The 12,503-nt window shown below is 73.0% G+C and carries 11 protein-coding genes; 3 read left to right on the top strand and 8 right to left on the bottom strand.

Annotation, left to right across the window (positions count from 1 at the left end):
• Window positions 1-34 precede the first annotated feature (34 nt).
• From ACWC9R_RS11215 to rsmI, 3 genes are all read right to left on the bottom strand, one after another.
• Window positions 35-937 (bottom strand): TatD family hydrolase, encoded by a 903-nt coding sequence (locus ACWC9R_RS11215; RefSeq protein ID WP_450730561.1) that lies wholly within the window; start codon window positions 935-937, stop codon window positions 35-37.
• A gap of 33 nt (window positions 938-970) precedes the next feature.
• Entirely contained in the window at window positions 971-1,429 is a 459-nt protein-coding gene (locus ACWC9R_RS11210) for a hypothetical protein (RefSeq protein WP_450730560.1), read from the bottom strand.
• 251 nt (window positions 1,430-1,680) lie between these two features.
• The gene (gene rsmI, locus ACWC9R_RS11205) at window positions 1,681-2,562 is read right to left on the bottom strand and encodes a 16S rRNA (cytidine(1402)-2'-O)-methyltransferase (protein WP_450730558.1); all 882 of its coding nucleotides are present in this window, start codon (window positions 2,560-2,562) and stop codon (window positions 1,681-1,683) included.
• Window positions 2,563-2,650: 88 nt separating this feature from the next.
• Between rsmI and ACWC9R_RS11200 the strand changes: the two genes are divergently transcribed.
• The 3 genes from ACWC9R_RS11200 to ACWC9R_RS11190 all read left to right on the top strand — a co-directional run bounded on the left by ACWC9R_RS11200 (window position 2,651) and on the right by ACWC9R_RS11190 (window position 7,207).
• Window positions 2,651-4,390 (top strand): dolichyl-phosphate-mannose--protein mannosyltransferase, encoded by a 1,740-nt coding sequence (locus tag ACWC9R_RS11200; protein WP_450730556.1) that lies wholly within the window; start codon window positions 2,651-2,653, stop codon window positions 4,388-4,390.
• Between the two features lie 154 nt (window positions 4,391-4,544).
• On the top strand, window positions 4,545-6,197 hold the full coding sequence (locus ACWC9R_RS11195; RefSeq protein WP_450730554.1) for a penicillin-binding transpeptidase domain-containing protein: 1,653 nt from the start codon (window positions 4,545-4,547) through the stop codon (window positions 6,195-6,197).
• Between the two features lie 158 nt (window positions 6,198-6,355).
• Window positions 6,356-7,207: an EamA family transporter gene (locus tag ACWC9R_RS11190; protein WP_450730553.1), complete on the top strand. Its 852-nt coding sequence runs from the start codon at window positions 6,356-6,358 to the stop codon at window positions 7,205-7,207.
• Between the two features lie 19 nt (window positions 7,208-7,226).
• Here ACWC9R_RS11190 and ACWC9R_RS11185 read toward each other — a convergent pair whose 3' ends face one another.
• The 5 genes from ACWC9R_RS11185 to ACWC9R_RS11165 all read right to left on the bottom strand — a co-directional run bounded on the left by ACWC9R_RS11185 (window position 7,227) and on the right by ACWC9R_RS11165 (window position 12,399).
• Window positions 7,227-8,168: a TIGR01777 family oxidoreductase gene (locus ACWC9R_RS11185; protein WP_450730551.1), complete on the bottom strand. Its 942-nt coding sequence runs from the start codon at window positions 8,166-8,168 to the stop codon at window positions 7,227-7,229.
• Window positions 8,169-8,400: 232 nt separating this feature from the next.
• Window positions 8,401-9,609: a serine hydrolase domain-containing protein gene (locus ACWC9R_RS11180; protein ID WP_450730550.1), complete on the bottom strand. Its 1,209-nt coding sequence runs from the start codon at window positions 9,607-9,609 to the stop codon at window positions 8,401-8,403.
• Window positions 9,610-9,738: 129 nt separating this feature from the next.
• Window positions 9,739-10,512 (bottom strand): energy-coupling factor ABC transporter ATP-binding protein, encoded by a 774-nt coding sequence (locus tag ACWC9R_RS11175; protein WP_450730549.1) that lies wholly within the window; start codon window positions 10,510-10,512, stop codon window positions 9,739-9,741.
• Window positions 10,500-11,261 carry a cobalt ECF transporter T component CbiQ gene (gene cbiQ, locus ACWC9R_RS11170; protein ID WP_450730547.1) on the bottom strand — a complete coding sequence of 254 codons (762 nt, stop codon included), beginning with the start codon at window positions 11,259-11,261 and terminating at the stop codon, window positions 10,500-10,502. The genes ACWC9R_RS11175 and cbiQ overlap by 13 nt, the downstream gene beginning before the upstream one ends.
• Window position 11,262: 1 nt before the next feature.
• Window positions 11,263-12,399 (bottom strand): energy-coupling factor ABC transporter permease, encoded by a 1,137-nt coding sequence (locus tag ACWC9R_RS11165; RefSeq protein ID WP_450730545.1) that lies wholly within the window; start codon window positions 12,397-12,399, stop codon window positions 11,263-11,265.
• Between the last annotated feature and the right edge of the window lie 104 nt (window positions 12,400-12,503).

Genomic DNA, 12,503 nt, shown 5'->3' with positions numbered 1-12,503 from the left:
CCTCCGGAGGGTGTCGGGCGCCGGCCGCGAACCGTCAGTAACCGAAGGCCCGGGCCGTGTTCGCCGCGACGGCGGTGGCGAGGGCGTCCTCCGTCATCCCCGTGACGTCGGCCATGGCCCGCAGGGTGACCGGAATGAGGTACGGGGCGTTGGCCCGTCCGCGGTACGGGGCGGGGGTGAGGAAGGGGGCGTCGGTCTCGACGAGGACCAGCTCGGGCGGGGCGACGGCGAGCGCGTCGCGCAGCGGCTGGGCGTTCTTGAAGGTGACGTTGCCGGCGAAGGACATGAAGTAGCCGGCCGCGGCGCAGACCTTGGCCATCTCGGCGTCGCCGGAGTAGCAGTGGAAGACGACCCGGTCGGGGGCGCCCTCCTCGCGCAGGATGCGCAGCACGTCGTCGTGTGCCTCGCGGTCGTGGATGACCAGGGCCTTGCCGTGCCGCTTGGCGATCTCGATATGGGCCCGGAAGGAGGCTTCCTGGGCGGCCATGCCGTCGGGGCCGGTGCGGAAGTAGTCCAGGCCGGTCTCGCCGACGCCGCGGACGTGCGGGAGGGCGGCGAGCCGGTCGATCTCGGCCAGCGCCTCGTCCAGGGCGCCGTCGCCGCCGGGCTCCCGAGCGCCCTGCCGGGACCAGCCGTCGGGGTCGCCGAGCACGATGCGGGGCGCCTCGTTGGGATGCAGGGCGACGGTGGCGTGCACGCTGTCGTGGGCCGCCGCGGTGTCGGCGGCCCAGCGCGATCCGGCCAGGTCGCACCCCACCTGGACGACGGTGGTCACCCCGACGGAGGCGGCCTTGGCGAGCGCCTCCTCGACGGTGCCCATGGGGGCACCTCCCAGCGGTAGCTGGGGGAGCATGTCCAGGTGGGTGTGCGAGTCCGCGACCGGTACCCGAAGCGGTTCGGGCAGCGGGGGCGGGGTGTTCTTGTCCTGCGGTGCCATGGCCGCGATCCTACGAGGGGCGCGGCGCGGGGCTCACTTGCGGTGGTGCTGGAAGGGGTGCAGCAGGTCGGAGAGGTGCCAGTGGTGGCGTCCGGAGTCCTTGTGCCCGGCGGTGCCGGCGGGGTCCGGGTCCGCCGCGGGGGAGGTCTTCTTCTCGCCGCCGTTCCCGCGCTGGTGCATGCTCGCCATCGCGGCGGAGACCATCGAGACCTGGCCCGAGCGCATGATGCGGACGATGTCGGTGCCGCAGTTCACGCAGGTGGGGCAGGTCAGCGGGGACCGGACGCGCTCGCCGTCCGCGTAGTAGACGACATGCAGCTCGCCCTTGCCGTCGACCTGGTGGACTATCTCGTAGGCCTGCTCCCAGCCGTGGCCGCATCGCATACAGGCGAAGGAGTACGCCTCGTGCGCGGCGGCGTCGGGCCGGTGATCGTGATGCTCTCCGCCTGTGGTGGTCGCGGAAACTCCGGTGGTCCTGGCGAAATCGCTCATGCCGAAACCTCGCTTCGCTCGGCCTCGCACTCGCTCGGCGCGCACCTCTGGATGACTCGCTCACTGCGTTCGCTCATGTGCTGCGCTCCTCTTGTCCTCCGGACAAGGTCTTCGGGAACCGTTCGTCCCTCGTCCAGTGGACGCCTTTCCCGGTCACAAAGCAGCAGATCGGCGACCGTATTGGCCCAGATTTGGCCGGAGGCAGGGAAAAGTCCCCGCCATCGCGGCCGGAGCTTTACCTTGCAGGCCAGTCATTTACCTTCTGATGAGTCGGTTTTCACGGCGTTCTTCGCGGCGGTCTTCGCCGCGACCACCGCGTCGAAGACCTCCCGCTTGGGCAGCCCGGCGTCCGCGGCGACCGCGGCGATGGCCTCCTTGCGGCGCTCCCCGGCCTCCTCGCGCACCCGCACCCGGCGCACCAGCTCCTCGGCGTCCAGATCCTGCGGCCCGCTGTCCGGGGCGCCCTCGACGACGATGGTGATCTCGCCGCGCACCCCCTCGGCCGCCCAGGGCACCAGCTCCGCCAGCGGCCCGCGCTTGACCTCCTCGTAGGTCTTGGTCAGCTCCCGGCAGACCGCGGCCCGCCGGGAGGCGCCGAAGATCTCCGCCATCGCGGCGAGGGTGTCGTCCAGGCGGTGCGGTGCCTCGAAGTAGACGAGGGTGCGCCGCTCGCCTTCGACCTCGCGCAGCCGGGTGCGCCGCTCGCCGCCCTTGCGGGGCAGGAACCCCTCGAAGCAGAAACGGTCCACCGGCAGCCCGGAGACGGCCAGGGCGGTGAGCACGGCACTGGGGCCCGGTACGGCGGTGACCTTGATGTCCCGTTCGACGGCCGCAGCGACCAGCCGGTAGCCGGGGTCGGAGACCGAGGGCATGCCCGCGTCGGTGACCAGCAGCACCCGCGCCCCGCCGGCCAGCGCCTCGGCCAGCTCGGGCGTCCTGGCCGCCTCGTTGCCCTCGAAGTACGACACGATCCGCCCGGTCGGCTGGACCTCCAGCGCCTGGGTCAGCCGGCGCAGCCGCCGGGTGTCCTCGGCGGCGATCACGTCGGCGGCGGCCAGCTCGGTGGCGAGCCGCGGCGGCGCGTCCGCGATCTCCCCGATGGGCGTCCCTGCAAGTACCAGCGTTCCAGTCACCCTCCCATCCTCCCAGGGCGCCGCCGCGCTCCGGCCGGTCGGTGTCCCGCCGGTGCGCTCCCGCCGGTCCACAGGCGGTTTCCCTACGATGGGCCGGGTGACGAGTGACACCACCGCGACCGACGCCGCCGCGCAGCACGCCCCGGAGCCACCCGGAGCGCCCCCCGTGTGGCAGCGGCGGCTGCGCCGCTTCGGGCTTCCCGTCCGCCCGCAGACCGATGTCCGCACGCGGCTGGTGCCCGCCTTCCCCGAGCCGAGCGGCCGGCTGTGGGCGGTGTTCGGCGCGGGCCCGGAGGCCGCGGTCCGGCTGACGCGCTGGGCGGCCTGGCTCGGTCCGCTGCTGGTGGCGCTGTTCGCCGGGGTGCTGCGGTTCTGGAACCTGGGCAGCCCGCGGAAGGTGATATTCGACGAGACGTACTACCCGAAGGACGCCTGGTCGCTGCTGCAGTACGGCTACGAGGGCACCTGGGCGAAGAACGCCAACGACGCGCTGGTCGGGCACCCGGCGGAGCTGCTGCTGTCGCCGGAGCACTCGTACGTCGTCCACCCGCCGATGGGCAAGTGGCTGATCGCGGCGGGCGAGGGCCTCTTCGGGATGAACCCCTTCGGCTGGCGGTTCACGGTGGCGCTGCTCGGCACCCTCTCGGTGCTGCTGGTGTGCCGTATCGGGCGCCGGCTGCTGCGCTCGACGGCGCTGGGCTGTCTGGCGGGTGCCCTGCTGGCGGTGGACGGTCTGCACTTCGTGATGAGCCGGACCGCGCTGCTCGATCTGATCGTGATGTTCTGGGTGGTGGCCGCGTTCGGCTGTCTGCTGGTGGACCGGGACCGCACCAGAGCCCGGCTGGCGGCGGCGCTGCCGGTGGGCCCTGACGGGATGGCGCGCCCGGACGAGAGCGTCGGTGACCGGATGCGGCTCGGGTGGCGCCCCTGGCGGATCGCGGCCGGGCTGTGTCTGGGCCTGTCGGCGGCGACGAAGTGGAACGGGCTGTACTACCTCGCGGCCTTCGCCCTGATGGCGGTGCTGTGGGATGTCGCGGCCCGCCGCACGGCCGGGGCCCGGCGCCCCTTCCGCTCGACGCTGCGCCGCGACGTGCTGCCCGCCTTCGCGTCCACCGTCGTCGTGGCCCTCGCCGCCTATCTGGCGTCGTGGTCGGGCTGGCTCGCCACCAAGGGCGGCTACTACCGGGACTGGGCGACCTCACCGGAGGGCCGTACGGGCCACTGGACCTGGCTGCCGGACTGGCTGCGCAGCCTCTGGCACTACCAGACCGAGGTCTACTCCTTCCACACCGGACTGACCACCCCGCACACCTACCAGTCCAACCCGTGGAGCTGGCTGGTCCTCGGGCGTCCGGTCTCCTACTTCTACGAGGACCCCAAGGCCGGCCAGGACGGCTGCACGGCGGCCGAGGGCTGCGCCCGTGAGGTGCTGGCGCTGGGCACCCCGCTGCTGTGGTGGGCGGCCTGCTTCGCGCTGCTCTACGTCCTCTACCGCTGGCTCTTCCAGCGGGACTGGCGGGCCGGGGCGGTGCTCTGCGGCGTCGCGGCCGGTTACCTGCCGTGGTTCCTCTACCAGGAGCGGACCATCTTCCTCTTCTACGCGGTGGTGTTCGTCCCGTTCCTGTGTCTGGCGCTGGCGATGATGATCGGCGCGATCATCGGGCCGCCGGGCTCGACCGAGCGCCGCCGCACGATCGGCGCGGTCGGCGCCGGTGTCCTGGTTCTCCTGATCGCATGGAATTTCATCTACTTCTACCCCCTCTATACGGGGATGCCGATCCCCAAGTCGGCCTGGCACCACCGGATGTGGTTCGACACCTGGGTCTAGGAGCCGGAATTCGACAGTTCCGTAACAGCCGTACAACAGCGCGTCACCGGACCGTGCCCGTATCGAGACTCACCGCCCTCCCGTGTCCCATAGAGTGCGGGGCACGTTCTTGTGTGCGTATTCAGGGACGAGGCTCTGGGAGGGAATCGGTGGCATGCGCCGTGAGGTGAAGTTCGGGCTGATCGGCGGATCGGTGGCCCTGGTGGCGGGAGTCGTGGGCGGCTTCACGCTGTTCGGCGGCTCGGACGAGTCGTCGCAGGAGGTCAGCTCCACGGACGCCAAGTCGGGCGAGGAGGGCACCAAGGTGCCCACCGGCCCGCTGTCGGCCAAGGAAGTGCAGACGACGTCACGGGAGTTCCTGACCGCCTGGCAGTCCGGCGACACGGCCAAGGCGGCCGGGATGACGGACGACCCGGAGAAGTGCAAGGCCGCGCTCGCCGCCCTCAACAAGCAGGCGCGGTTCTCGAAGGTGGCACTCACCCCGGGCACCCCGGCCGGCGACAAGGTGCCGTACACCGTCGCCGCGCAGATCGACTACAAGGGCGCCAAGGCGGCGTACTCGTACCGCACCTCCGCGACCCTGCAGCGCGCCAAGGCCACCGGAAAGCCGCAGATCGCCTGGCAGCCGGCGATGATGCACCCGGGCCTGGCCAAGGGCGACCAGCTGCGGACCGGCGAGGCCGAGGCCCCGCCGATCAAGGCCGTCGACCGCAAGGGCGCGGAGCTGACCCCCGAGGCGCATCCGGCGCTGGCCGGGGTGCTGGACAGCCTGCGCGACAAGTACGGCGACAAGACCGACGGCAAGCCCGGTGTGGAGCTGTTCATCCACCGCGCGAAGGCCGCCAAGCCCGCCGACCAGCTGCCCGACAAGACCCTGAAGGTGCTCTCCAAGGGGACGCCGGGCACCCTCAAGACCACCCTGGACGCCGGGATGCAGACGGCGGCCGAGCGGGCGGTCAAGGGCAAGAAGTCCGCGTCGGTGGCCGCGGTCAAGCCCAGCACCGGTGAGATCCTGGCGCTCGCCAACGCCCCGGAGAAGGGCTTCAACCTGGCCACCCAGGGCTCGATGGCGCCAGGTTCCACGATGAAGGTCGTGACCGCGGCGATGCTGATGGACAAGGGCATGACCTCGCCCGGCAAGCAGCACCCGTGCCCCAAGTACGTGACGGTCGGCGGCTGGAAGTTCCAGAACCTCAACAAGTCCGAGATCAAGAACGGCACGTTCGCGCAGAGCTTCGCGGCGTCCTGCAACAACGCCTTCATCTCGCAGGCCAAGGACCTCAGCGACGACGACCTGACCAAGGAGGCCCGGGACGTCTTCGGCATCGGCATGAACTGGCAGACCGGCATCCCCACCTTCGACGGCTCGGTGCCGGTGCAGAGCGACGCGCAGATGGCGGCGTCGCTGATCGGCCAGGGCGGGGTGCGGATGAACCCGCTCACCGTCGCCTCGCTCTCCGCGACGGTGAGGGCCGGGTCCTTCCACCAGCCGTACATCGTCTCGCCCTCGCTGGACCACCGGACGCTCGCCAAGGCCTCCCGCACGATGAAGCCGTCCACCCTCAGCGGGCTGAAGTCGCTGATGAAGCTGACCGCGACGTCCGGTACGGCCGCCGAGGCGATGGCCGGGGTCAGCGGTGACGTCGGCGCCAAGACCGGCTCCGCCGAGGTCGACAACCAGAAGAAGCCCAACGCCTGGTTCACCGCCTACCGCGACGACCTCGCCGCAGCGGCCGTCGTCCCGGCGAGCGGCCACGGCGGCTCGAACGCGGGCCCGGTGGTCCGCGCCGTCCTCACCGCCCGCTGACCCGCGCGGGGCGCCCGCGGGGGCGCCCCGTCTCAGCGACCGGATCTGGTTCGCATGGCCCGTACAGCTTTCGCTAGCGTGCGGGCCATGAGCGATTCCGCTTCCGGCACCGCCCCGGGCTCCCAGACCGCCATAACCGCCGAGCGCGAGCACACCTCATGACCCCGCTGGTCGTCGCCGCGGTCCTGATGGCCGCCGTCACCCACGCCAGCTGGAACGCCATCGCGCACGGCATCCGCGACCAGCTGCTGGCCTTCACCCTGGTCGGGGGCGGCGGCGCGGTCTGCGGCCTGGCCCTGGCCGCCTTCACCCCGCTGCCCGCCGCCGGCGCCTGGCCCTACCTGCTGGCCTCCGCCGTGCTGCACATCGTCTACCAGGCCCTGCTGATGCAGTCGTTCCGGCTGGGCGACTTCGGGCAGATGTACCCCATCGCCCGCGGCACCGCGCCGCTGGTCGTCACCGTCCTGGCCGCCGTCTTCGTGCACGAGATCCCCGACGGCTGGGCCCTGGCCGGGGTCGCCCTGGCCTCCGCTGGCCTGGTCGGGGTCGCGCTCTGGGGCATCCGCGGCGCCGGGACCCGGCCGCACTGGCCGGCCCTGCTCGCCGCGCTCGCCACCGGCCTCGCCATCGCCTCCTACACGACCGTCGACGGCCTGGGCGTACGTGCCTCCGGCAGCGCCCTCGGCTACATCGCCTGGCTGATGCTCCTGGAAGGCATCGCGATCCCCGTCTACGCGCTCGCCACCCGCCGCCGCCAACTCCTCACCGAGCTGCGCCCCTTCGCGCTGCGCGGGCTGGCCGGCGGGGTGCTCTCCGTGTTCGCGTACGGCCTGGTGCTGTGGGCCCAGACCCGCGCCCCGCTGGCGCCGATCGCCGCCCTGCGCGAGTCCTCGATCATCGTGGGCGCCGCCATCGGCGCCCTCTTCTTCAAGGAACGCTTCGGCGCCCCCCGGATCGCGGCGGCGGGCCTGATGGTGCTCGGCATCGGCCTGATGCTGCACACCGGCTGAGGGGCGCCGGGCCGGCGGCTCAGCGGGTACGGACGCGCCGCACCAGGTCGTCCGCGGCCGCCGGCCAGGCGTCGTACGCGAAGGTGAAGCCCGCGTCGCGCAGCCGGCCGGGCACCACTCGGCGGCTCTTGAGCAGCAGTTCGGTGTCGGAGCGCAGGGCGAACGCGCCCAGCTCGGCCATCCACTTCGTGGCCGGCAGCCCCACCGGGACGCCCCAGGCGGCCCGCAGCGCGCGCATGAAGTCCCGCTGCGGCAGCGGACCGGGCGCGGCGAGGTTCACCGGCCCGGCGAGGTCGCTCCGGTCGACCAGGAACTCGACCGCGCGGACGAAGTCGTGGTCATGAATCCAGGACACGTACTGGGCGCCGCCCGCGACCGGGCCGCCGAGCCCCAGCCGCGCCAGCCGCAGCAGCACGTCGAACACCCCGGCGCGGTCCGGGCTCATCACCATGGCGGACCGCAGCGCGACCTTGCGGGTGTCCGGGGTATCGGCCTGCTCCTGCGCCCGCTCCCACTCCTTGGCGATCTCCACACTGAACGCCCAGTAGTCCGGGACGCCCGGCTCCGCACCGCCGATCTCCCCCGTCGCCTCGTCGTGGGGCGCGTCGAAGCGGTGGGCGTAGACCGTGGCGGTGCTCATCTGGAGCCAGACGCGGGGCGGCCGTTCGGCCGCCGCGATCGCCTCGCCCACGACCCGGGCGGAGTCCACCCGGGAGCGCATCATCTCCTGGAGGTTGGCCCGGGTGTAGCGGCAACTGACGCTGCGTCCGGCCAGGTTGATCACGACATCACTGCCGTCGACCGCCGCCGTCCAGGGCCCGGGCGTCCTGCCGTCCCAGGCCACCTCCCCCGCCCGCGCCGGACGCCTGGTCAGCACCACGACCTCGTGTCCCGCGGCGGTCAGCGCACGGTTCAGAATCGCGCCCACCTGCCCGGTCCCACCGGGTATCACAATCTTCATCGGTCTCCCCCTCGTCACCGGGAGCACACCGCCCCCGAACCAGAACATGCCGCGCACCCGGCCCTGTCAACGAGGCACATGGACCGTCCCGTCGGCCAACACCCTCAGGCTACGGAGACAGTCCCCGCCCACCCCCACCGGGCCGTCCCCGCCCACCAACAGGAGGGGTCAGCCCACCAACCTCCCCCGCTCCCGCCGAAGGCGGGAAAAACCACAGACGAGGTACGCCGGATCACCCGGCACCGTGGGAAACCGCCCGCAGCAGCGCCTGCGCACGAGGATCAGCCGTAACCCCCCGCTGCATCCCATTGGTCACATAGCCGAACGCCAGCCCCCGCTCGGGATCGGCGCAGGCGAGCGCGCCCCCGCGCCCGGGGTGGCCGAAGGCGCCGGGCGCCAGGAGCGGGGAGGACGGCCCGTGGAGCATGAAGCCCAGGCCGAACCGCGTCTGGACCAGGAGGGTGCGGTCGAGTCCGGCGGACTCCTCGGTGCGGGCGAGGGTGAGGGTGGCGGGCGCGAAGAGCCGGGAGCGGCCGTCGACGGGGCCGATGAGCGCGGCGTAACAGCGGGCCAGGGAGCGGGCGGTGGCGATGCCCCCGGAGGCGGGCAGCTCGGCGGCCCGGTACTCCGGCGCGTTCTCGTCGGGGTCGGGGGAGATCGCGCCGAAGGCGCGGCGGGTGAGCGAGTCCGGATCGGCGTACGCGTCGGCGACGGCCTGCTTGGGGCGGACGCGGAGGCCCGCCGCGGCGGAAGGGGCCGGGGGCTCGACGGCGGCGATCCGCCCGACGCGGGACCGCTCCGCCTCGGGGAGGCCGATCCACAGGTCGAGGCCGAGCGGCCCGGCTATCTCGTCGGCGACCCAGCTGCCGAGGGTGCGGCCGGTGGCCCGCAGCACCAGTTCGCCGAGCAGCCAGCTGTAGGTCTGCGCGTGGTAGCCGTGGTCCGTGCCGGGCTCCCAGGCGGGTGCCTGGTCAGCGAGGGCGGCGGGGCCGCTGACGCCGTCGAGGGCCTGCGCCGGGGTGAGCGGGGTGTCCAGTACGGGCAGTCCGGCGCGGTGCGAGAGCAGATGGCGGACCAGGACGCGTTCCTTGCCGGCGGCCTTGAACTCGGGCCAGTACGTGCCGACCGGTGCGTCGAGGTCGAGCTGTCCGCGCTGGTGCAGCAGCAGCGGGACGATGGCGGCGATGCCCTTGGTCGCGGAACGGATCACCTGGGCGGTGCCGGCCTCCCAGGGGGCCGCGCCCGCCGCGTGCTTGCCCGCGTCGCCGTCCCTGGTGCCGCCCCACAGGTCGACGACCTTGCGCCCGTGCCGGTACACGGCGACCGCCGCGCCCCGCTCACCGCGCCGCGCGAAGTTGGCCATGAAGGCGTCCCGGACCGGCTCGAAGCCGTCCTCGACCGTGCCCTGGACGTCCACCACTGACTCCCGCTTCCCATGCATCCGTCGCTTTCGTGACCCATCCATGGTGCAACGCGCGGGTCGGTGCTGATGACCAGGACCGCGGCCCGTGGCCTTCGTCACACGCCGGAAGCGCGGCCTGGGGTGCCGGGAAAGAGCGCCGGCGGTGGGTCAGCGCGGGACGTGGACCGACCGCGGGTCGAAGCCGAAGGGCAGCTCCAGCCGGTGGGTGCGCATCAGTTCCTCGTCGCACAGCAGCTCCTGGGTGGTCCCGTCGGCGACGAGCACACCGCCGGAGAGCACGACGGACCGCGGGCACAGCTCCAGCGCGTACGGCAGGTCGTGGGTGACCATCAGGACGGTGACGTCCAACGACCGCAGGATATCGGCGAGTTCGCGGCGGGAGGCGGGGTCGAGGTTGGAGGACGGCTCGTCGAGGACCAGGATCTCCGGCCGCATCGCCAGCACCGTGGCGACGGCGACCCGGCGGCGCTGCCCGAAGGAGAGGTGGTGCGGCGGCCGGTCGGCGAACTCCGCCATCCCGACCTGGGTGAGCGCCTCGGTGACGCGCTCCTCCAGGGCGGCGCCGCGCAGCCCCGCGGAGGCCGGCCCGAAGGCGACGTCCTCCCGGACGGTGGGCATGAACAGCTGGTCGTCGGGGTCCTGGAAGACGATGCCGACGCGGCGGCGGATCTCGGCGAGGTGCTCCCTGGCGACCGGGAGCCCGGCGACCGCGACGCTGCCGGCGCCCGCTTCGAGGATGCCGTTGAGGTGCAGGACGAGGGTGGTCTTGCCGGCGCCGTTGGGCCCGAGCAGGGCGACCCGCTCGCCCCGGCCGATGGTCAGGTCGACGCCGAAGAGCGCCTGGTGCCCGTCGGGGTAGGCGTAGGCGAGGCCGGAGACGGCGAGGGAGGGGGCGGGCGTGGTGGTGCTCAAAGGGTCCATCCCAGGAGGCAGACGGCGAGCGCGGCGAGGGGCAGGGCGGCCGCGCGGGACCATTGTGTGCGGGTGGCGGCGCTGCCGTCGACCACGGGCATGGTGCCGGTGTAGCCGCGGCTGACCATGGCGAGGTGGACGCGCTCACCGCGCTCGTAGGAGCGGATGAACAGCGCCCCGGCGGACTTGGCGAGCACGCCCCAGTGGCGGACGCCGCGCGCTTCGAAGCCGCGGGAGAGCCGGGCGATCCGCATCCGCCGCATCTCGTCGGTGATCACATCGCCGTAGCGGATCATGAAGGACGCGATCTGTACGAGCAGCGGCGGCATCCGGAGCCGCTGCAGGCCCAGCAGGAGTGCGCGCAGCTCGGTGGTGGACGCGAGCAGCACGGACGCGGCGACGCCGAGCGTGCCCTTGGCGAGGATGTTCCAGGCGCCCCACAGGCCGGACTCGCTCAGGCTCATCCCGAGGACGGTGACCCGCGGCCCCTCGGCGACGAACGGCATCAGCACGGCGAAGGCGACGAACGGCACCTCGATCAGCAGCCGCTTGAGCAGGAACCCGGCCGGGACCCGGGCGGCCCCGGCGGCGGCCGCGATCAGCAGCGCGTACAGCCCGAACGCCCAGACCGCCTCGCGCGGGGTGGAGACGACGACGAGGACGAAGCAGAAGACCGCCGCGATCTTGCAGTGCGCCGGCAGCGCGTGCACGGGCGAGTGCCCGTGCCGGTAGAGCTTGTGCGCATGTCCGGCGCCCATGTCAGACGCTCTCCGACGGGCGGCCGGCGCCCGTGTCCGGCCGCTCCGCGGTGGCGGCGCTCCGGCGGCGGCGCACCACGACGAAGACGCCGGTGCCCACGGCCAGCGTCGCGCCGACGCCGATGACCCCGGCGAGGCCGCCGGACAGCCGCGGGTCGGTGATGTCCTTGACGCCGTAGTCGGCGAGCGGGGAGTCCTTGGCGGCGTGGTCCTCGGCCTTGGCGTCGATGCCGTGGTCGTGGGCGACCTTCTCCAGGCCGTCGGGGTTGGCGGAGGCGTAGTAGCTGAGGCCGCCCGCGCACACCAGGGCGGCGGCGAGTCCGGCCAGCCAGACGCGGCGGACGGAGCGGCGCGCGGGGGCCGGTTCGGCAGCGGGGACGGGGGCGGTGGCCGGGGCATCGGCCGGGGTGGTCCCGTCGGCCGGGGTGGCGAGCGGCGAGGTGCGCAGCTCCAGGGGCTTGGCCAGCCCGCGGGCGCCGTGGACCAGGTCGGGGCGCACCGCGATCACGGCGCCGACGGTCAGGGCGGTGATGGCGGCCTCGCCGATGCCGATGAGCAGGTGCACGCCGACCATGGCGGTGAAGACCTTGCCGATCGGCACGTCCGCGGTCCCGCCGAGCGCGTAGAGGGCGGTGAAGGCGACCGCGGCGGCCGGCACCGAGAGCAGGGCGGCGACGAAGGAGGCCACGGTGATGGAGCGGCGCTTGCGCGGCAGCACCTTCACCAGCCCGCGGAACAGGGCGTAGGCGACCACGGTCGTCACGATCGCCATGTCGGTGATGTTCACGCCCAGCGCGGTCAGCCCGCCGTCGGCGAACAGCACGCCCTGCATCAGCAGCACGACCGAGACGCACAGCACGCCGGTGTACGGGCCGACGAGGATCGCCGCGAGGGCGCCGCCCAGCAGGTGCCCGCTGGTGCCGGCCGCGACCGGGAAGTTCAGCATCTGCACGGCGAAGATGAACGCCGCGACCAGTCCGGCCAGCGGCGCCGTACGCTCGGCGGCGGCCGCACCGACCGGCCCCGCACCCGCCAGCTCACGCCGGGCACCGCGCAGGCTGACCGCGACCGCGGCGGCGGCGACCACACCGGTCGCCGCCGACACCGGCGCGTTGATGAATCCATCGGGTACGTGCATCTCGGGTTCTCCGCTCCAGGCTCTGCAACCCACCAATGGTGGTGCCTCCTGCAAACATGTTGCAAGAGCGCCCATGATGCGGAACGGCTCCGGCGCCTCCGACA

It is taken from the genome of Streptomyces sp. NPDC001219, from assembly GCF_053597915.1.
This window is presented reverse-complemented; position numbering and strand designations above follow the sequence as displayed.